Origin of the sequence: Streptomyces sp. NPDC096176, from assembly GCF_044763255.1 — a bacterium.
In the GTDB taxonomy this organism is placed as follows: Bacteria; Actinomycetota; Actinomycetes; order Streptomycetales; family Streptomycetaceae; genus Streptomyces.
In genome coordinates this window covers 567760-586601 of the sequence record NZ_JBIWFV010000001.1, presented here as the reverse complement: position 1 = coordinate 586601, position 18842 = coordinate 567760, and the positions used below count along the sequence as shown (strand labels likewise).

Sequence of the window (18842 nt, the reverse complement as noted above, 5' to 3'; positions counted from 1 at the left end):
CCGGCCATGACCGCAGTATTCAGCACTACGGCCCCCACCGGCACGGCGTTCACGATCACAGAGAGGTCTCGTTCATTTTGAGCCGCCTGTGATCGTCGTCCCTCCCCCCTTCTAACCAGAGAGAGGCAGCTCGAACCACACGGTCTTGCCCGTCCTGCCCCGCCGCGTGCCCCAGCGCCGAGCGGAACAGGCCACCAGCTGCAGTCCGCGTCCGCTCTCGTCCTCGGAGTGGGCGGACCGTGCGACAGGCGGATCCGGAAGCGGATCGGAGACCTCGACCCGCAGAACAGGGGCGGCGCCGTTGCCGTCCTGACGGAACAGCCGGACGCCGATGGGGCCGGGGGTGTACCGCTGGGAATTGGTCACGAGCTCACTGACCAGGAGCACTGTCACATCGCCGACCGACGGGTCCACTCCCCACTCTCTCAAGGTGTCGCGGACGGCATGGCGGGCTGTGCGCACCACATCGGGCTCGGCCGGAAAGCTCCACTCGACGCATTCGCCTTTGGTGCCGATCACGCCGATCACTTCCCCAGACCACCAGCGGACCCTCGTCCTGTTTCGGGCGGTTAGTGGGCACATACCCTACTTTGGCGCTGGGTTACCGCACTCGGACCTCAATGGATGCACCGGGGCTCGAACGGCGCACATCTCACCGGCGCACGCCCTCGGGCGAGGTTCCACCTCGGCGACGCGCCCACTCGGCCACCGCGGGCCGGTCCTGCTCGAGCCAGTCGACGTCGTCCAGCTCGCCGGGCGCAAGCCAGCGCAGCGCGTCGTGGTCCTGGAGCGGCCTGGGGTCACCGGACAGCAGCCGGACCGTCCACACCCGCAGTACGTAACCGGGCTTCAGAGGCCACTCGCCGGGGAGGCGCTCCACCGGCTCCGTCTCGATGCCCAGTTCCTCGCGCAGCTCGCGCACCAGCGCCTGCTCGGGGCTCTCCCCCGGCTCCAGCTTGCCGCCCGGGAGCTCCCAGCGGCCGGCGAGATCCTCGGGCGCACTGCGCCGCGCGGCGAGGAGCCGCCCCTTGTCGTACACGGCTCCGGCCACGACCACCACGCGATCAGTCATGCGGCGGAGCGTACTGCGCGGCGGATCGCCCGGGAAAAGCCCTCCGGCCGATCTCTCGACGGCCCACCGGTCCGACCTTTCAGCGGGCAGGCCGACCGATCCGTTCGACCCAGTAGAGCTGCTTGTGACCGCGGCCGTCGAGAGTGTCCGCTATCTTCTGCGCCTCGTCCTTCGTGGCGTACCTGCCGACGCGGTAGCAGTTGCCGTTGTCGTCCTGCCGTATGACGAGCCATGGAAGCATCGAGCCGCTGTCGGTCATCGTGCCCCTCCCTCGTCCGGCTTGACTGTCCGTAACGATCGCCAGGAAACCGCATTACGCATATGCCGAAGCCTACGCCTGGCATTTACGCAGCGGATACGGGTTTTCACAAAGAGGTAGAAGAGCGCGGCACATCAGGCCGAATCCACCCCATTCCTGCCCGAGATGCGCCGGGCGCGCGCTCGGCGCCCCGGCAGGCGCGATCGCGGCGACGGGCATGCGGGAGAGGAAGGCGATCCGGGGGCGGTGGGGATCGGATCAGGGCGGTCAGGCGGTGAGTCCGCCGGGAAGCTGATCGAGGCGCCGCTCGGGAAACCTGTGAGGCAAGCGGGGGCTCGGACGGCCTGCCCGCCCGCCGGTCACTTCACCGGCAGGTGGTACGCGACGCGGTAGCGGTCCGCCGGCACGACGACGTCCGCGGTCTCGACGGCCCGGCCCGAGGCGTAGTACGTCCGCTCGACGACCATCACCACATGGCCCGGGACGCCGCCGAGCGCCAGCAGCTCCTCCGCGAGGCCGGGCCGGGCACCGACCTCTTCCACGACGTTGTCCACGACGACGTCGATGGCGGCCATCCGCTCGACGACGCCACATCCGCCGAGCGGCCCCTCCTCGGGAAGCATGACCGGTGTGCGGCCGGTGACTTCGAGGGGCTCCCAGGATGTGGAGAGCATCATCGCCTCGCCCGCGTCACGGAACACATAGCGGGTGCGCATCACCCGGTCGCCGGGCTTGACGCCGAGGCGGGCGGCCACCTCGGGAGCGGCCAGCTCCTGCTCACTGCTGGACTCCCAGCTCCCCCGGGCACCCTCCTCCGCCTGCTCCTGCCGGAACGGGCTTGCCCCGGACGACGGCCGGAAGCCGGAGCGGGCGACCCTGCGCGGCACCGGCCTTTCACGCACATACGTCCCGGACCCGGAGCGGCCCTCCACCAGACCCTCCGCCATCAGGACCTTGCGGGCTTCGAGGGCGACCGTGTCGGAGACGCCGTACTCCTCGCGGATGCGGGCCTGGGAGGGGAGGCGGGTGTGCGGCGGCAGCGAGCCGTTCACGATCTTCTCGCGGAGATCGCTCGCAACGCGCAGATAGGCGGGCTGCTCACCGAATGTCACTGGCCACTCCCCAACAGGTTGACAGACTGCGACAGCGTCGCAACCGACGGTTGCCGACCGCAAGTAGAGGCCAAAGTTTCACTCGAAGTGATGATTTGCCGGTGAGCAGAGGTTTACCACCGGTAAGACCGGCCGGTTCGCCCCACCCCTTGACCCTCAATGGTCCATACCAATACGTTCCTGCGCACACGACACCGCCCACGGAACCCGTTTCCGGTACGCGCACAGGAATGAGTCCGATGCGTCGAAGAACCTTTGTCCGGACGGCTGTTGCCGTCTGCTCGCTCTCGCTCGTCGCCACCCTCGCACCCGTCGCGGCCGCCACGACCGCCGCCCCCGCCCCTCCGACCGGCACCGCCGGCACCGCCCAGGCGGAGCCTCACGGCAGCGGCCACGGTCACGGCCACCACCCGAAGCAGTCGTACAAGCGCGTCGGCTACTTCACCCAGTGGGGCGTCTACGGCCGGGACTTCCAGGTGAAGGACATGGACAGCAGCGGTCAGGCCGCCAAGCTCACCCATATCAACTACGCCTTCGGCAACGTGAACGCCGAGGGCCGGTGCTTCACCGGCAGCCTCCCGGGCGAGGCCGACGCCTGGGCCGACTACGCCCGTCCGCTGGACGCCGCAGACTCGGTCGACGGCGTCGCCGACACCGCCGAGCAGCCGCTCGCCGGCAACTTCAACCAGCTTGGCGAGCTCAAGGCCAAGCATCCGGGCCTCAAGGTGCTCATCTCACTGGGCGGTTGGAGCTGGTCCACCCACTTCTCGGACGCCGCACGGACGCCCGAGTCCCGCAAGGCGCTCGTCTCCTCCTGCATCGACCTCTACATCAAGGGGAACCTGCCGGTCGACGGGGCACGCGGCGGCGAGGGCGCGGCGGCAGGCCTGTTCGACGGCATCGACATCGACTGGGAGTGGCCGGGCTCGGAGGGCGACACGGACACCGTGTACCGGCCCGAGGACAAGAAGAACTTCACGGCGCTGGTGCGCGAGTTCCGCACCCAACTGGACGCGTACGCGCAGTCGCAGGAGAAGGAGCGGGGAGGCAAGCGTAGGCACTACGAGCTCTCGGCGTTCGTACCGACCTCACCTGCCAAGATCGACGCGGGGTTCGACGTCCCCCGGCTCATGCGGGACTTCGACTTCGTCAACCTCCAGGGCTACGACTTCCACGTGTCGGGCGAGAAGACCACCGCCCAGCAGTCCGCGCTCCACGCCCGAGGGGACTTCAGCGTCGACCAGACCGTTCGCGACTGGATCCGGCGCGGCGCACCGGCCCGCAAGCTGGTGGTCGGCATGCCCTTCTACGGCCAGGGCTGGACGGGCGTGACCGGCGGCGGCAACGGCCTCGGCCAGCCGGCCGCAGGCCCGGCCCCGGCGACCTGGGCGGCCGGCTACGAGGACTACAAGGCCCTCAAGAAGCTCGCCGACTCCGGCACGTACACGCTCCACCGGGACCGGCGGAACGGTCACGCGTGGCTCTTCGACGGCACCACCCTGTGGACGTACGACGACCCGCAGGTGCTGCGCGCCAAGACCTCGTACGTCCGCGAGAGGGGCCTTGGCGGCGCGATGTTCTGGTCGCTCGACGGGGACACCGCGGACGGCGAGCTGATGACCGCCGTGGACAGGGGGCTGAACCGCCGCTGACCGGCAGGACCGCGGCCCGGCCGGGAGGGGTGGGGACGCGGCCCGGGTGGCGGCCGGGAGGGGCGGCCCGGGAGCCGGGGCGTCACCCGGGGGCGGGTCAGGTGCCTGCCGGTGCCACTCAGCCGCCGCGCGTGGACAGAAAGCCGTAGGGGGCGGCCGCGTGGCGGCCGCCCCCCTGTGATGCTCAGCCGGTTACCGGCTCGTGCTCACCACTTCGCTTCGTGTAACGCGCGTTCAGAACTGAAGCGCCCACGAGTCGATCTTGCCGGTGTCCCACGACGCGTTGTCGCTGACCCGCAGCTTCCACGTGCCGTTGGCGGTCTCGGAGGACGCGTTCACCGAGTAGGTGGTGATCACGTTGTCCACGCTGCCGCCGGACCCGTACGCCTTGAGGTTGTACACGGAGCCGTCAGGGGCGACCAGGTCGATCCGCAGGTCACCGATGTAGGTGTGCTTGATGTCGACCGGCACGCGAAGGTCCGTCGGTGCGTTGCCCGTGACACCGCTGACGGTGATCGGCGACTCGACGGTGGCGCGGTCGTTGATGGCGTAGTCCGCGGTGTTCTCGAACCTGTCGCCGGGCGGCTCGGTGCTGCCGCCGTCACCGACGTACAGCAGGCGGTTCGGGGAGCCGGAGCCCGGGTTGCCCACGACACCGCTGGTGGCGGCGGTCGTCAGGGCGGTGGAGACCTGGGCGGGCGTCGCGGTCTTGTTCTGTCCCAGGTAGATCGCGGCCGCACCGGCGACGTGCGGGGTGGCCATCGAGGTGCCGGAGATGGTGTTCGTCGCCGTGTCGCCGGTGTTCCAGGCGGACTTGATCGACGAGCCCGGGGCGAAGATGTCCAGCACGCTGCCGTAGTTGGAGAAGCTCGAGCGCGCGTCGGAGCTGGTGGTGGAGCCGACGGTGATGGCCTCGGAGACTCGGGCGGGCGAGTAGTTGGAGGCGTTGGAGCCGTCGTTGCCCGCGGCGACCGCGTAGGTGATGCCGGAGGCGATGGAGTTGCGCACCGCTGTGTCGAGGGCGGAGTCGATGCCGCCGCCGAGGCTCATGTTGGCGACAGCCGGCTTCACGGCGTTCTGCGTCACCCAGTCGATGCCGGCGACGACCTGCTCGGTGGTGCCGGAGCCCTGGTTGTTCAGCACACGGACGCCGACGATCTTGGCCTTCTTGGCCACGCCGTGCGCGGATCCCGCGACCGTGCCGGCGACGTGCGTGCCGTGGCCGTTGCCGTCCTGCGCCGTGTTGTCGTTGTCGATGGCGTCGTAGCCGTTGAACGCCCGGCCGCCGAAGTCGCTGTGGGAGATGCGCACACCGGTGTCGATGATGTACGCGGTGACACCCTCACCCGCGCTGTCGGGGTAGAGGTAGTTCTGGTTCAGCGGCAGCGCCTTCTGGTCGATCCGGTCCAGGCCCCAGGAGGGCGGGTTCGGCTGCGAGCCAGAGATCTTGAAGACGCGGTTCTGCACGACGGACTCGACGGCCGGGTCCGCGGCGAACTTCTTCGCCTGCGCCTCGGAGAGCTCGACGGAGTAACCGTTCAGCGCGGCGGTGTACGTCTTCTTGACCTTCGCGCCGTACTTCGCCGCGAGCCGCTTGCCCGCCCTGGAATCCGCGTCGGCCGCGGACTCGTCGAGCGTGACGATGTAGCTGCCCTTGATGGCTCCGGGCACACCCGCGTTCTCGATGACGCCTTGCGGCGCAGGCTCGACCGCTGTGGCCGGAAGGGCGTAGGCGGTGCCGAGCGCAAGCGCGGCGACGGCTATGGCGCTGGCCGCGGCGAGTCTTCGCCGCGAGTCACGCATCACAGACATGTGAGGGGTCCTCCTCATAGGTGGTGCGTTGCTGTGGGGGTCAACGACAGGAGCATGCCAATTCCGCGGCTCCAAGTCCGCGTCATGTGCGTGCGCCCGTCGAGCGAAAAGATTGACCGATCCATAGGAATCACACAAGAGGCCCGACCCGCACGTAACGGGCACGCCACACGACTGCCATGCTGGCGGATCATGACGACTTACCACTGCCCCGGGTGCGGGACCATCTCGCCGGTCGATTCTGCCACCTGGTGCTGCCCGCACTGCCGCGGGCCCTGGGACCTCGACTTCACCGCCTCGCCCGTACCTCTCACCGCCCTTCCGGGCAGGGTGAATTCACTGTGGAGGTACGAGGAGGCGCTGCCGCTCTCCGCGCCCGCGACCTCCCTCGGCGAGGGCCGCACACCGCTCGTCCCGCTCACTGGGACCGTCTCCGCGAAGCTCGACTTCCTGACGCCGACGCTGTCCTTCAAGGACCGCGGCGCGGTCATGCTGGCCGAACTCGCCCGCCGGCTCGAGGCGCAGGGCGTGATCGCACGGGTGATCGCGGACAGCAGCGGGAACGCGGGCACGGCCGTCGCCGCGTACTGCGCGCGGGCCCGACTGGACTGCACCGTGTACGTCCCCGAGGCCACCTCCGCCAAGAAGCTCGAGCAGATCCAGGCGCACGGCGCGCGGCTGGAACTCGTCCCCGGCGACCGCGAGGCCACCGCCGACGCCGCCCGCGCGGCAGCCGATCTGCCCGGGGTCTTCTACGCAAGCCACGTCTACAACCCGTACTTCCTCCACGGGACGAAGACGTATGTCTACGAGATGTGGGAGGACCTGGGAGGCCGGCTGCCCGAGGCGATCGTCGTCCCCGTCGGCAACGGCACCCTGCTGCTCGGCGCGGCGCAGGCACTGACCGAACTGCACACGCACGGACTGATCGACTCACGCCCCCAGTTGATCGCCGTCCAGGCACAGGCGGTGTCGCCGCTCGCGGCGGCGTTCCGCGCGGGCGCGGACGGGCTTCTCGCCGCGCCTCCTGCCGCCCCGACCCCCGCCGCTCCGACCCCCGCCGCCCCGACACTCGCCGAGGGCATCGCCATCCCGAACCCGCCGCGGGCGCGGCAGATCCTGCGGGCTGTTCGGGAGTGGGGCGGCACGTTCCTGACCGTGACCGAGGACGAGCTCCGGGCCGCGCAGCGGGACCTGGCCGCCCGAGGGCTCTTCGTCGAGTCGACGGGAGTGGCGTGCTGGGCGGCGGCAGGCACCTGGACCGACCGCACGGCCGTGGTGCCGCTGTGCGGGGCGGGGCTGAAGACGGGCCTGGCGCCGTGAGCCGTGGCCGCCGACGGCTCCCGTTGGCATCGAGCGCGCAGCCAGTGCTGGAATCCCGTTCCTGCGGCGGCACTTGAGGGCGTCGCGCCGGTCGCACCGGGCCGGGTGGATCACGTGCCCGCCAGGCCGGCCGACCCAGATGCCCGTGGCCGGGTGCCGTGCGGTCCGGATGCGAAGGCGCCGATGTCCCGGACCGCGTCGCGCAGGGTGCGGAAGTGACGGTGCACCCCGTCCACGGGTGTGGCGGCGTTGACGCCCCACACCGTCATGCCGGCCCGCAGCCCGGACGTCACCCCGGAGGGAGCGTCCTCGACGACGAGGCAGTCACGCGGCTCCGCGCCGAGGCGCTGCGCGGCCAGCAGGTAGGGCTCGGGCGACGGCTTGCCCTCGGACACGGCGGAAGCGTCGACGACCACCGTCGGCACCGGCAGACCGGTCCGGGCGAACCGGCCCCGCACCCGGTGCTCGTAGTTCGACGTCACCAGCGCCCACGCGCGGTGCGGCAGCGCGTTCAACAACTCGGCGGCGCCGTCGAAGGCCGCGTACACGCCCGTCCGGACGTCCTCGTCCTCCAGTTCGTGCAACGCGGCCAGGCACTCCCGCGGATCCCGGTCGGGAGCGACGACTGCGAAGGTCTCGACGGGCCGCGTCCGCAGTGCGACCCGGTGGACCTCGTCGGCGTCCAGTCCGTACCGCTCCGCCCAAGTGCGCCAGACGCGCCGCTGGTTGGCAAGGGCGTCGACCAGCGTGCCGTCGACGTCGAAGAGGACATATTTCTTGGCGCCGGGCCGGGTGGGTTCGCTGCTCATGGGCCCGATCATGCCAACACCGGGCAGCGCCGCCCGAAGGCGTCCTTGCCGGCTCAGGCGTCCGGGCTGCTGCCCACGGCGACGTTCGCCGTAGTCGAGCAGCAGCGCCTGATCGACGTAGGGCCAGTGGCCGCGGTCGTACTCGTCCGGGAACTGGGCGCGAACGACGTCCGGACCGAGTTCCCGGGCCTTGGGCAGATGCCCCGGCTTGCCGCCGACGACCAGGACGCGAGGCCGTCCGCCGGCGACCGCGGAGGATCGTTGGCCGGTGGGTAGAACCTCGTCGGACAACGTCGCTTCGCTCCCTCTCTCACGTCTCCCCCCGGCCGCTCGCCGGGAGTCGGGAACGGTGTCACGGCCGGGGAGGCGCCGATGCCGCCGAGGCGAGGAGGCGGGCGAGTTCGGCCGGCTCGGTGACCATCGGCCAGTGGCCCGAATCGATGTCGACGTAATCGACATGCTTGGCCTTGGCCAGCTCGGGCACGTCGCCGGCGGAGATCCACTCCCTTGCCTGGGATGGCGTGAACTCCGGGCACACCAGCACCACCGGGACGTCGAACCGCCGCTCGTCCGCCAGCCGCACCGCTCCCTTCGCCACGCCCTCGGGCACCGGGATCGCGGCGGACGCGAAGCGCCGCCTGGCCGCCTCGTCGAGGTCGGCCGCGTCCGGGCCCTCGAACGGGCCCCAGCCCGGGAAGGGCATGGCGCCGTCCTTCATCTCGAAGAAGTCGGCGTAGGTCTCGCCGTCGGGGTTGGGGACGCCGCCGATGAGGACGACCCCGGCGATCTGCTCCGGCCGCGCGTCGGCGGCCAGCCAGGCGAGGGTGCAGGCGGCGGAGTGGCCTACGACGAGGGGCTTCCCGGCCGACGAGTCGACGGCTGCGAGCACCGCCGCCACCTGGTCGTCGAGCGTGGCGGACGCGTCACCGTCGCCCTGGCCCGGAAGCGTGAGCGGTACGGCGCGGTGGCCGCGGCGCTCGAGGGCGGACGCAACCTCGTCCCATACGGATCCGTCCAGCCACAGGCCGCCGATGAGCAGGATGTCCACGGTCAGCTCCCTTTCTCCAGAGCTCGGCAATGGGAGTCACCGTAGGGCCAGTTCCGGACAATCCACTTCCGGGTATGTCCGGGGGACTGCCTGGCCTGCTCGGGTGCCGACCGACCTCAGCCGCCCCGCCCGCGCGCTGCGCACCCTCGAGATCCTCCAGACCCGCCCACGCACGACGGCGGGCGAGCTCGCCGTGCGGCTGGACGTCGCCGAGCGGGCCGCGCGCCGGTACATCGGCATCCTCCACGAGGCCGGCATCCCCGTGGAGTCGGCCCGGGGCCGCACGGCGGCTACCGGCTGCGGCGCGGGACGCGACTGCCGCCCGTGCACTACACAGCTACGCGAGGGCTCGGAGCCGCCAACGCTACGCAACAGCGCCGGCAAGAGGCCGAGGATGGCGCCACTCACAGCGGCCAAGCGGTCAGCAGATCGCCGGGGCCATAGGTGGCATCGAGCCCCGGACAGTCGACTCCACTGCGCGAGACCGCTACGACCGGAACGGGTTCGTCGGTGAGGGCGGCCCGGTGTCGATGGAGGGCTGCCAGGTCGTGCCGGTCGAAGGGCGACTGCTCCAGCCATTTGATGGAGCCGAGGAAGAGCAGATCCTTGGCAATGGGCGCGCGGTCCGCCCCGACGACGTCGATCTCGTCGTCGTTGGTGCGGGTCCAGTAGCCGCCCACTGCGGGGGCCGCGGGCAGCCGGTCGTCGGGCAGTATCCGCGCCAGGGCCTCGCGGACGAGAGGCTCGATGGCCCGGCCGCGCCAGGTGGTCCAATTCTCCCGGATCCGCGCCAACGTGAGATCGCCCCGCCCCCGCTCGATCTCCTCCATGGACGGGCCCAGCAGGTGCAGCCAGAACCGCAGGTAAGGATCTGCCACCCGGTAGCGGCGATCCTTCGACGGACGCAGCGATACAGGCAGCTCTCCAGCGACGATCCGTTTGTCCGTAAGCAGCTCCAGAGCTCGCTGCAGCGGCGTGGCCCCGATCCCGCCGGCTGCACGAGCGTGGGCCAGCCACCTGCTGATCGACACCGCGGACCTGATGCCCGTACCGGACGCAGTGGACGCGGCCGCCGCGGAGACCGTGCTCGTCAACGGCATCACCGCCTGGCAGATGCTGCACCGCACCGTCAAAGTCCCCACCGGCCAGATCATCGTCGTGCTCGGCGCCAACGGCGGCGTGGGCTCCACCCTCGTACAGCTGGCCCGCCACGCCGGAATCACGGTGATCGGCACGGCGTCACCACGCCACCACACGCTGGTCCGTGAACTGGGCGCGATCCCGGTCGACTACCGCGACCCGGACCTGTACGCGAGGATCCGGGAGATCGCGCGGGACGGCGTGGACGCGGTCTTCGACCACGTCGGCGGCGCAGGAGTGGAGCAGTCGTGGCAGCTGCTGCGCCGGGGCGGAACGCTGGTCTCCTACGGCACCGCGGCCACCAAGGACGAGGAAGGCAACTCGCGGCTGCCGGTGCTGAAGCTGTTCGCACGGCTGGCGGCGTGGAACTCCCTGCCCAACGGCAAGAGCGCACACTTCTACAACTTCTGGGCCGGCAAGCGCCGCCGCCAGGCGTCCTGGCAGCAGCGGATGAACGAAGACCTCATCCAGGTGCTGCGCCTGGTGGCCGACGGCTCCCTCATCCCACAGATCGCCAAGCGGATCCCGCTGACCGAGGCTGCCTCGGCTCTCGCGCTCGCTGAGTCCCGCACCGTCGCCGGGAAGGTCGTCATCGTCCCTGGAACGTGACGCGGCACCCCGGGCCGCCGACGCGCCGTCGCCCCGCCATCCGCTCCGTTCGCGGAACCGCCGAGGCGAGGGTGACCGACGGAGGGCCGACATCCTGGCCGCCGCGACCGGCCTCCTCGACCGCGGTGACCAACGGGCCGTCACCTTGCGCGCTGTGGCTGGGGCGGCAGGGATCGCCGCTCCCTCGATCCACCGGCACTTCCCCGGACGGCCGGCCATCCTGCTCGCCGTGGTCCGCGAAGCCTTCGCCGACCTGTCCGGCCGGCTCAGGACCGCCGTGGATGACGCCGGCGACGACGCCGAAGAGCGTCTGCACGCCGCCTGTATCGCCTGTCTCGACTTCGCCGACACCCACCCCGAGCGCTACCGCGCCGTGTTCGGCGACCTCACCCCACGCCTTCCGCCGGCCCGCCGATCTCCTACGCCCCTTCGTGGCCTCGCTGTCACGCCTTGGCACGACCTTTGGCCCGACCCCTGGCACAGCCCGCCGTTCCCGAACCCATGCGGACAACCACCAGACACCACCAGACGCCACGCACAAGTTCACAACCGTGAGCTTGCTTCGAGTCCAGAACCCCGGAGGTATCCGCCTTGTCCACCAACGCCGCCACCACGCCGTTGCCCCCCAAGTCCGCCGCCACGCGCCCCACAGCTGAGGTCGACAACTTTGCGGCCTACATCAGCTTCGGGCTCGCCTACGTGCTCGGACATGGCGCCGCCGCCCTCTCCCAGGGGGACACCGCCCTGCTCGAACTGCCCGACTGGCTGCCCATGACCCTCCTGGGTGCCGGGCTCGGCGTCGGCATCGCCCTGGCCACCGTCGCCGCCATGCGAGCCCAGCGCGCCGCTACCCACCCCGACGACGTCCTCTCCGGCAAACTGCTCGGCGCTGGAGGGCCGCGCCGAGTGGTACCGCAACCGCTGGGTGCACACCCCCGCCCTGGACGGCGCCCCCTACATGACCGAGCACGGCCCGGACCTGACCGCCAGCACCGCAGGCACCCACGTCATCGAGCACGCCGGACGCCTGCTCGCCCTGTGCGAGGCGAACTTCCCCTTCGAACTCACCCCGGAGCTGGACACCGTCGGCGCCTACGACTTCGACGGCAAGCTGCGCAGCGCGATGACGGCCCACCCCAAGACCGACCCGGTCACCGGGGAGCTGCACTTCTTCGGCTCCTCGCCCTTCCCGCCGTACTTGATGTACTACGTGGCCGACACCAAGGGCGAGATCACCCACAGCGCCGAGATTCCCGGGGCCACGGCCTCCCTCAAGCACGACTTCGCCCTCACCCGCAACCACATCGTCTTCGTCGAGGGCACGGTCACCTTCGACCCGAACGAGCACTCCGGCATCCCCTACGGCTGGAACGACGCTCAGCCCGCCCGGATCGGCGTGATGCCGCGGGGCCCGCGGGGCGCGGAGAAGATCCGCTGGTTCCCCGTCGAGCCCGGCAACATGCTGCACACCGGCAACGCCTACGAGGACGCCCAGGGCCGCATAGTCCTGGAGGGCCCGACCGTGGACCGGGAGGGTTTCCAGCTCTCCTGGAACTGGTGGGTCGGCGCCCCCGGCCGCAGCAGCGAGCCCAACACCCGCTCGTACAACCGCCGTTGGGTGATCGACCTGGCCGCCGGCAGCATCTCCGAGCAGATCATCGACGACCTCGCCGTCGAATTCCCCACCCTCAACGAGGACTTCCTCGGCACCGAGCACCGCTACCAGTACGCGGTCTCCTTCCCCGACCAGAACGGCTACGGCGGCTACGGCATCGTCAAGTACGACCGCACCACCGGCGCCCGCCGCATCCACCAGGCCGGCGACGCCCGCCTGCCCAGCGAGGCCGTGTTCGTACCCGCCGCCGGCGCCACCCGTGAGGACGACGGCTACCTGCTCACGGTCGTCTCCGACCTCAAGCAGGTCGCCTCCCAGCTCCTGGTCCTGGACGCCTCCGGTCTCGACCGGATCGCCACCGTCCACCTCCCACGCCGGGTCACCGGCGGCATCCACGGCTCCTGGATCCCCGACACGGACGCCGACGCCGACGACAACTGAACCCCGCCGTCCGGGTCGGGGGACCAAACTCCGTCCCCCGACCCTGCCCCGCACCAGCCCCCCGATCCCTGAAAGGGTTATGACAGGTGACGAGGGGTCAGCTATCCCAGCACCATCCCAGCACGGGAAAAAGCAAAGGGCCCGACTCCGAAGAGTCGGGCCCTTTCTGACCTGCATGTTTGCCAGATCAGCGACGTGGTGATACGTCGGCCGCTACACGTTGAAGCGGAACTCCACCACGTCCCCGTCCTGCATCACGTAGTCCTTGCCCTCCATGCGCGCCTTGCCCTTCGCGCGGGCCTCCGCCACCGAGCCGGTTTCGACCAGGTCGGCGAAGGAGATGACCTCTGCCTTGATGAAGCCCTTCTGGAAGTCGGTGTGGATCACACCGGCCGCCTCGGGGGCCGTCGCGCCCTTTTTGATGGTCCAGGCGCGGGTCTCCTTCGGGCCTGCCGTGAGGTAGGTCTGGAGGCCCAGGGTGTCGAAGCCGACGCGGCCCAGGGTGGCGAGGCCGGGCTCTTCCTGGCCCATGGACTGGAGGAGTTCCAGTGCCTCGTCGTCGTCCAGCTCGATCAGCTCGGACTCGATCTTCGCGTTGAGGAAGATCGCCTCCGCCGGGGCGACCAGGGCACGCTGCTCGTTCTTGAAGTCCTCGTCGACCAGCTCGTCCTCGTCGACGTTGAAGACGTAGAGGAAGGGCTTGGTGGTCAGCAGGTGGAGCTCGTGGAGCAGGTCACCCTGCTCGGTGCCCTTGGTGATGCCCGCCGAGAAGAGGGTCTGGCCGGATTCGAGGATCTTCTGGGCCGACTCGACCGCCGCGAGAACCGCGACCTTGTCCTTCTGGAGGCGGGACTCCTTCGTCAGACGCGGGACGGCCTTCTCCACCGACTGCAGGTCCGCGAGGATCAGCTCGGTGTTGATCGTCTCGATGTCGTCCTTCGGCGAGATCTTGCCGTCGACGTGCACGACGTTCTCGTCCTTGAAGGCGCGGATGACCTGGCAGATCGCGTCCGACTCTCGGATGTTCGCCAGGAACTTGTTCCCGAGGCCCTCGCCCTCGCTCGCGCCGCGCACGATGCCGGCGATGTCGACGAAGTCGACCGTGGCGGGGAGGGTCCGCTGGGAGCCGAAGATGCCCGCGAGGACGGCGAGGCGGGAGTCGGGCACCCCGACGACGCCCACGTTCGGCTCGATGGTGGCGAACGGGTAGTTGGCCGCCAGCACGTCGTTCTTGGTCAGGGCGTTGAACAGGGTCGACTTGCCGACATTCGGCAGACCGACGATTCCGATCGTGAGCGACACGTTGGCGACTTCCTGACGTGGAGAGTGTGGAGAGTGAAGGACTGGCGGGCCGTACAGCCCGGTGAGGGTGGGGGCCGATCCACCAGTTTACGGGCGGGCCGAGCGGACCTGCGACGGCCCACGGAGCCCCGCTACGGCCGCCCGGGGTCGAACGCAGCCCCAAGGTCGTCCAAAGGGCGTGTCTAGTGCCGGTTTCCTCCCTCCCCGCGACCTACGTTGTGCGGGTGGAGCAGCACAGGACAGGCCGGCCCGAGCCGCAGCAGCGGCCGCAGAACCCCGTATCCGCGCCGAGCAAGCTCGCCGATGCCACCGTCTACCCGGTGCCGGCCCGCCCGCCGCGGCCCGTTCCGCCGCTGGTGCTCGCCCTGCGCCGGCTGCCGAACCCACGGCTGACGGGGCTCGGCGCCGGGCTCTTCGGCGCGGCGACGATGCTGGGGCTGGGCAGTCTGGACCAGCTGCTGCTCGACGGCTCCGCGATCGTCTACGGGCTGCTGTTCCTGCCGGTCAGCGCGCTGACGGCGCTCTGGGTGCGCGAGGCCGACGTGGTCATCGCACCGATCATCGTGCCGATCGCCTTCGCCGTCGGGATCGTGCCGATCTCCGGCGGCACCGGCGGCATCGGAGGCCAGACGATGGCCGTGGTGACGTCGCTGGCCGTGCACGCGGGCTGGCTGTACGGCGGGACGCTGGTGGCCGGGCTCATCACCTGCGTACGGAAGGTACGGGCGATGACCCGGCGGCCGCGCCGCGGGCGAGGACCGCAGGGCCCCGCCGGGACCGCCCGTCGCGACTGAGCGCCTCCCCTACAGGTGGGCGGACGGGTACAGGTGGGCGGACGGGCCTGGGCTAGGGCCTCGCCGCCGCCATCGCCGCGCCCACGATGCCCGCGTTGTTCTGCAGCCCCGCCGGGACGATCTCCGCCCTCACGTCCTCGATCAGCGGCAGGAACTTCTCCGCTTTGCGGCTCACACCGCCGCCAACGATGAACAGCTCGGGCGAGAACAGCATCTCCACGTGCGCCAGATACTTCTGCACCCGCCGTGCCCAGTGCGCCCAGCTGAGGTCCTCGTCCTCCTTGGCCTTCGTCGACGCACGCGTCTCCGCGTCGTGGCCGTGCAGTTCGAGGTGGCCCAGCTCTGTGTTGGGGACCAGTCGGCCGTCGATGAAGACGGCGCTGCCGATGCCCGTGCCGAACGTCAGCAGGATGACGGTGCCCTTGCGGCCGCGCCCCGCCCCGAACGTCATCTCCGCCACACCCGCCGCGTCGGCGTCGTTCAGGATCGTGACGGGCAGGCCGCCGAGGCGGTCGACGAGCAGCGAGGCGGCGTCCTTGTCGATCCAGCCCTTGTCCACGTTCGCCGCGGTGCGGGTGATGCCGCTCGTGACCACTCCGGGGAAGGTGATGCCGACCGGGCCGGTCCAGCCGAAGTGACCGACCACCTCCGCGACGCCGTCGGCCACGGCGTCCGGCGTCGAGGGGTGCGGGGTCAGGATCTTATGGCGCTCCTCTACGAGATCGCCGCGCTCCAGATCCACGGGAGCGCCCTTGATCCCGGATCCACCGATGTCCACTCCGAAGACGTTCATGGACACCACGTTAGAGGTGCTCGGCGTGAAAGGGAGGCACTGACCGTTACTGCCCGGACGGCTTGCCGGACAGCACGTCGGCTGCTTCCCGGACGGCTGCGCGGACAGCGCGGCGGCTACTCTCCGGAGGCCTTGTCGGACAGCGCGGCGGCCTCCGCGCGCAGGTCCCTGCGGAGCTCCTTCGGCAGCGAGAACGTGATCGACTCCTCGGCCGCCTTCACGATCTCGACGTCCTCGAAGCCGCGCTTCGAGAGCCACTCCAGCACGCCCTCGACCAGGACCTCCGGCACGGACGCGCCCGACGTGACGCCGACCGTGGAGACGCCGTCGAGCCATGCCTCGTCGATCTCCTCCGCGAAGTCGACGAGATGGGCGTCGCGGGCGCCGGCGCCGAGGGCGACCTCGACGAGACGGACCGAGTTCGAGGAGTTCTTGGAGCCGACGACGATGACCAGGTCCGCCTCCGCGCCCATCTGCTTGACGGCGATCTGGCGGTTCTGCGTGGCGTAGCAGATGTCGTCGCTCGGGGGCGAGACAAGGCCGGGGAACTTCGTCTTGAGGGCGTCGACGGTCTCCATCGTCTCGTCGACGGAGAGGGTGGTCTGGGAGAGCCAGACGACCTTGTCGGGGTTGCGGACCTCGACGTTCGCCACGTCGTCCGGGCCGTCGACCAGCGTGATGTGGTCGGGGGCCTCGCCCGAGGTGCCGATGACCTCCTCGTGGCCCTCGTGTCCGATCAGGAGGATGTCGTAGTCCTCGTTCGCGAACCGCACGGCCTCTTTGTGGACCTTGGTGACCAGCGGGCAGGTCGCGTCGATCGTCGCGAGCTTCCGCTCGGCGGCCTCCTGGTGCACGGTCGGCGCCACTCCGTGCGCGGAGAACATGACGATCGATCCCTCGGGGACCTCCGCGGTCTCGTCGACGAAGATCGCGCCCTTCCGCTCGAGGGTCTGCACGACGTATTTGTTGTGGACGATCTCGTGGCGGACGAAGATGGGCGACCCGTACTGCTCCAGGGCCTTCTCCACGGCGATCACGGCACGGTCCACACCTGCGCAGTAGCCGCGGGGGGCGGCGAGGAGGACGCGTCGGGCAGGAGGCGTAGCAGTCATGCCCCCCATCGTAAGGCCGCGTCGATGAGCCGCTTGATCCGCCACCGGCAGCAGACTGGGCGCTACGCGAGCCAGCCGGCCGCCGAACCGGCTCGGCAGGGTTCGGCGTTCTACGACGCCGTCGACGCGTCCGTGGGCCCGTGGCTGCACGACCTGGTGGCGGTGAGCAAGGCGATCGGAGCGGCGTTCGCGGCGCTGGCCGGGCAGGCGGCAGCCGGGCGACTGCTGTTCGCGATGGCGCGGGACCGACGGCTGCCGCACGTACTGGCACGCACGGACTCGGGCGTGCCGCGGCTCGCGCTCCAGCTGACGGTGACCGTGACGGTGACCATGGTGGCGGCGGTGTCGGCGGCGCGGCGGGACGACGGCCTGAACCATCTGGTCTCGGTGGTCGACATCGGCGCGCTCAGCGCGTTCGTGCTGCTGCACGCGAGCGTGATCGGCTGGTTCGTGGTCCGCCGGATGGACGGCACTCCGGACTGGCTGCGACATCTGGTGGTGCCGGTGCTGGGCGTGGGCGTGCTCCTCGCGGTGATCGCGGAGGCGGCGGGGTCGGCGCAGGTGGTGGGCGTGGTGTGGCTGGGGGTGGGGCTGATCGTGCTGTCGGTGCAGTGGGGGCGGCGCGAGGGACTCCCGGGCGCGGGGTGGTAGCAGCCGGGCCGGCGCTTCGCGCCGGGGCCGGGATGTCGGATGTGGCCGTTACGCTCGCCCGTATGGCTCTCAACACGTCCGCGGAATCCCCCCTGCCGGTCGGCGAGGTGTCACGGCTCATCGGTGGCTGGATCGAACGGCTCGGCGTGGTCTGGGTGGAGGGGCAGATCACGCAGCTGTCGCGCCGGCCGGGCGCCGGCGTCGTCTTCATGACGCTGCGCGATCCCTCGTACGACATCTCCGTGAGCGTCACCTGCTTCCGGCAGGTCTTCGACGCGGTCGCCGACGTGGTGGCGGAGGGCGCCCGGGTGGTGGTCCACGCCAAACCGGAGTGGTACGCGCCCCGGGGGCAGCTGTCGCTGCGGGCGGTGGAGATAAGGCCGGTGGGCATCGGTGAACTGCTGGCCAGGCTGGAGCAGTTGAAGCGGATGCTCGGCGCGGAGGGGCTGTTCGCGCCGGAGCGCAAGAAGCCGCTGCCGTTCCTGCCGCACCGGGTGGGCCTGGTGTGCGGGCGGGCGTCCGCGGCCGAGCGCGACGTACTGGAGAACGCGCGCAGGCGCTGGCCGCACGTCCGCTTCGAGGTGCGGAACGTGGCGGTGCAGGGCGTTCACGCCGTGGCGCAGGTCGTCCAGGCCGTCAAGGAGCTGGACGAGCTGGACGACGTCGACGTGATCGTCGTGGCGCGGGGTGGCGGCAGCGTCGAGGACCTGCTGCCGTTCTCCGACGAGCAGTTGGTGCGGGCGGTCTCGGCGTGCGCGACGCCGGTGGTGTCGGCCATCGGGCACGAGCCGGACTCCCCGCTGCTGGACCTGGTCGCCGATCTGCGGGCCTCGACGCCGACGGACGCCGCGAAGAAGGTCGTGCCCGACGTGGGCGAGGAGCTGGACCGGGTACGGCAGTTGCGGGACCGGGCGCTGCGCACCGTCCAAGGGCTGCTGGACCGGGAGGAGCGCGGTCTCGCCCATGCGCTGGCCCGGCCGTGCATGGAGCATCCGCAGCGGATGGTCGACGAGCGCGAGGCGGAGGTGGAGGCGCTGGTGGCCCGGAGCCGGCGGGTGCTGGGGCATCTGCTGGACCGGGCGGACTCGGAGCTGGCGCACACCCGGGCGCGGGTGGTCTCGCTCTCCCCGGCGGCGACGCTGGAGCGCGGGTACGCGGTGCTGCAGCGCGCCGACGGGGCGGTGGTGCGCTCCCCGGACGAGGTAGATGCCGGCGAGGGGCTGCGGGCGCGGGTCGCGGAGGGCGAGTTCGCGGTGCGGGTCGCGGAGTGACACCTGCGGCGACCGCCGGTTTTGTTG

General features: G+C 70.7%; 17 protein-coding genes and 3 pseudogenes. 9 read left to right on the top strand and 11 right to left on the bottom strand.

The window, feature by feature from the left end; genetic code table 11:
• Window positions 1-111: 111 nt before the first annotated feature.
• From ACIQ7Q_RS02890 to ACIQ7Q_RS02875, 4 genes are all read right to left on the bottom strand, one after another.
• Window positions 112-528 (bottom strand): ATP-binding protein, encoded by a 417-nt coding sequence (locus ACIQ7Q_RS02890; RefSeq protein WP_403855581.1) that lies wholly within the window; start codon window positions 526-528, stop codon window positions 112-114.
• 124 nt (window positions 529-652) lie between these two features.
• Entirely contained in the window at window positions 653-1072 is a 420-nt protein-coding gene (locus tag ACIQ7Q_RS02885) for a (deoxy)nucleoside triphosphate pyrophosphohydrolase (RefSeq protein ID WP_403855579.1), read from the bottom strand.
• A gap of 79 nt (window positions 1073-1151) precedes the next feature.
• Window positions 1152-1331 (bottom strand): SPOR domain-containing protein, encoded by a 180-nt coding sequence (locus ACIQ7Q_RS02880; protein ID WP_403855577.1) that lies wholly within the window; start codon window positions 1329-1331, stop codon window positions 1152-1154.
• Between the two features lie 359 nt (window positions 1332-1690).
• Window positions 1691-2443 (bottom strand): GntR family transcriptional regulator, encoded by a 753-nt coding sequence (locus ACIQ7Q_RS02875; protein WP_403855575.1) that lies wholly within the window; start codon window positions 2441-2443, stop codon window positions 1691-1693.
• 239 nt (window positions 2444-2682) lie between these two features.
• Between ACIQ7Q_RS02875 and ACIQ7Q_RS02870 the strand changes: the two genes are divergently transcribed.
• On the top strand, window positions 2683-4095 hold the full coding sequence (locus ACIQ7Q_RS02870; protein WP_403855573.1) for a glycoside hydrolase family 18 protein: 1413 nt from the start codon (window positions 2683-2685) through the stop codon (window positions 4093-4095).
• Between the two features lie 234 nt (window positions 4096-4329).
• Here ACIQ7Q_RS02870 and ACIQ7Q_RS02865 read toward each other — a convergent pair whose 3' ends face one another.
• Window positions 4330-5907 (bottom strand): S8 family peptidase, encoded by a 1578-nt coding sequence (locus ACIQ7Q_RS02865; protein WP_403855571.1) that lies wholly within the window; start codon window positions 5905-5907, stop codon window positions 4330-4332.
• Window positions 5908-6099: 192 nt separating this feature from the next.
• Between ACIQ7Q_RS02865 and ACIQ7Q_RS02860 the strand changes: the two genes are divergently transcribed.
• Window positions 6100-7230 carry a threonine synthase gene (locus ACIQ7Q_RS02860; RefSeq protein ID WP_403855569.1) on the top strand — a complete coding sequence of 377 codons (1131 nt, stop codon included), beginning with the start codon at window positions 6100-6102 and terminating at the stop codon, window positions 7228-7230.
• A gap of 110 nt (window positions 7231-7340) precedes the next feature.
• Here the strand turns inward: ACIQ7Q_RS02860 and ACIQ7Q_RS02855 are convergent, their stop codons facing one another.
• Together ACIQ7Q_RS02855 and ACIQ7Q_RS02850 are read right to left on the bottom strand one after the other, a co-directional pair.
• A complete protein-coding gene (locus ACIQ7Q_RS02855) occupies window positions 7341-8039 on the bottom strand; it encodes an HAD family hydrolase (protein WP_403856405.1) in 699 nt (232 codons plus the stop codon).
• Between the two features lie 352 nt (window positions 8040-8391).
• Window positions 8392-9087 carry an alpha/beta fold hydrolase gene (locus ACIQ7Q_RS02850; RefSeq protein ID WP_403855567.1) on the bottom strand — a complete coding sequence of 232 codons (696 nt, stop codon included), beginning with the start codon at window positions 9085-9087 and terminating at the stop codon, window positions 8392-8394.
• Window positions 9088-9190: 103 nt separating this feature from the next.
• Here ACIQ7Q_RS02850 and ACIQ7Q_RS02845 point away from each other — a divergent pair.
• Window positions 9191-9424: pseudogene (locus ACIQ7Q_RS02845) on the top strand (helix-turn-helix transcriptional regulator); the annotation flags it as partial.
• A gap of 67 nt (window positions 9425-9491) precedes the next feature.
• Here the strand turns inward: ACIQ7Q_RS02845 and ACIQ7Q_RS02840 are convergent.
• Window positions 9492-10163 (bottom strand): annotated as a pseudogene (locus ACIQ7Q_RS02840) (DUF234 domain-containing protein); the annotation flags it as partial.
• On the opposite strand from ACIQ7Q_RS02840, the gene ACIQ7Q_RS02835 reads away from it, so the two are divergent.
• The 3 genes from ACIQ7Q_RS02835 to ACIQ7Q_RS02825 are packed head-to-tail and all read left to right on the top strand — an operon-like array spanning window position 10129 to window position 12892.
• Window positions 10129-10836 carry a zinc-binding dehydrogenase gene (locus tag ACIQ7Q_RS02835; RefSeq protein WP_403855565.1) on the top strand — a complete coding sequence of 236 codons (708 nt, stop codon included), beginning with the start codon at window positions 10129-10131 and terminating at the stop codon, window positions 10834-10836. The pseudogene ACIQ7Q_RS02840 and the gene ACIQ7Q_RS02835 overlap by 35 nt on opposite strands.
• On the top strand, window positions 10766-11611 hold the full coding sequence (locus tag ACIQ7Q_RS02830; protein WP_403856403.1) for a TetR/AcrR family transcriptional regulator: 846 nt from the start codon (window positions 10766-10768) through the stop codon (window positions 11609-11611). Before ACIQ7Q_RS02835 ends, ACIQ7Q_RS02830 begins: the two co-directional genes overlap by 71 nt.
• Window positions 11612-11620: 9 nt before the next feature.
• Complete coding sequence (locus ACIQ7Q_RS02825) at window positions 11621-12892, top strand: carotenoid oxygenase family protein (protein ID WP_403855563.1); 1272 nt, start codon at window positions 11621-11623, stop codon at window positions 12890-12892.
• Between the two features lie 213 nt (window positions 12893-13105).
• Here the strand turns inward: ACIQ7Q_RS02825 and ychF are convergent, their stop codons facing one another.
• Window positions 13106-14194 (bottom strand): redox-regulated ATPase YchF, encoded by a 1089-nt coding sequence (gene ychF / locus ACIQ7Q_RS02820; protein WP_403855561.1) that lies wholly within the window; start codon window positions 14192-14194, stop codon window positions 13106-13108.
• Between the two features lie 224 nt (window positions 14195-14418).
• On the opposite strand from ychF, the gene ACIQ7Q_RS02815 reads away from it, so the two are divergent.
• Entirely contained in the window at window positions 14419-14988 is a 570-nt protein-coding gene (locus ACIQ7Q_RS02815; RefSeq protein WP_403855559.1) for a DUF6542 domain-containing protein, read from the top strand.
• A gap of 52 nt (window positions 14989-15040) precedes the next feature.
• Here ACIQ7Q_RS02815 and ppgK read toward each other — a convergent pair whose 3' ends face one another.
• Both ppgK and ACIQ7Q_RS02805 read right to left on the bottom strand, forming a co-directional pair.
• Window positions 15041-15781 carry a polyphosphate--glucose phosphotransferase gene (gene ppgK / locus ACIQ7Q_RS02810; RefSeq protein ID WP_403855557.1) on the bottom strand — a complete coding sequence of 247 codons (741 nt, stop codon included), beginning with the start codon at window positions 15779-15781 and terminating at the stop codon, window positions 15041-15043.
• 116 nt (window positions 15782-15897) lie between these two features.
• Entirely contained in the window at window positions 15898-16902 is a 1005-nt protein-coding gene (locus tag ACIQ7Q_RS02805; protein WP_403855555.1) for a 4-hydroxy-3-methylbut-2-enyl diphosphate reductase, read from the bottom strand.
• Window positions 16903-16959: 57 nt separating this feature from the next.
• Between ACIQ7Q_RS02805 and ACIQ7Q_RS02800 the strand changes: the two are divergent.
• Together ACIQ7Q_RS02800 and xseA are read left to right on the top strand one after the other, a co-directional pair.
• Window positions 16960-17544 (top strand): annotated as a pseudogene (locus ACIQ7Q_RS02800) (amino acid permease); the annotation flags it as partial.
• 62 nt (window positions 17545-17606) lie between these two features.
• Window positions 17607-18815: an exodeoxyribonuclease VII large subunit gene (gene xseA / locus ACIQ7Q_RS02795; RefSeq protein WP_403855553.1), complete on the top strand. Its 1209-nt coding sequence runs from the start codon at window positions 17607-17609 to the stop codon at window positions 18813-18815.
• Window positions 18816-18842: the final 27 nt, after the last annotated feature.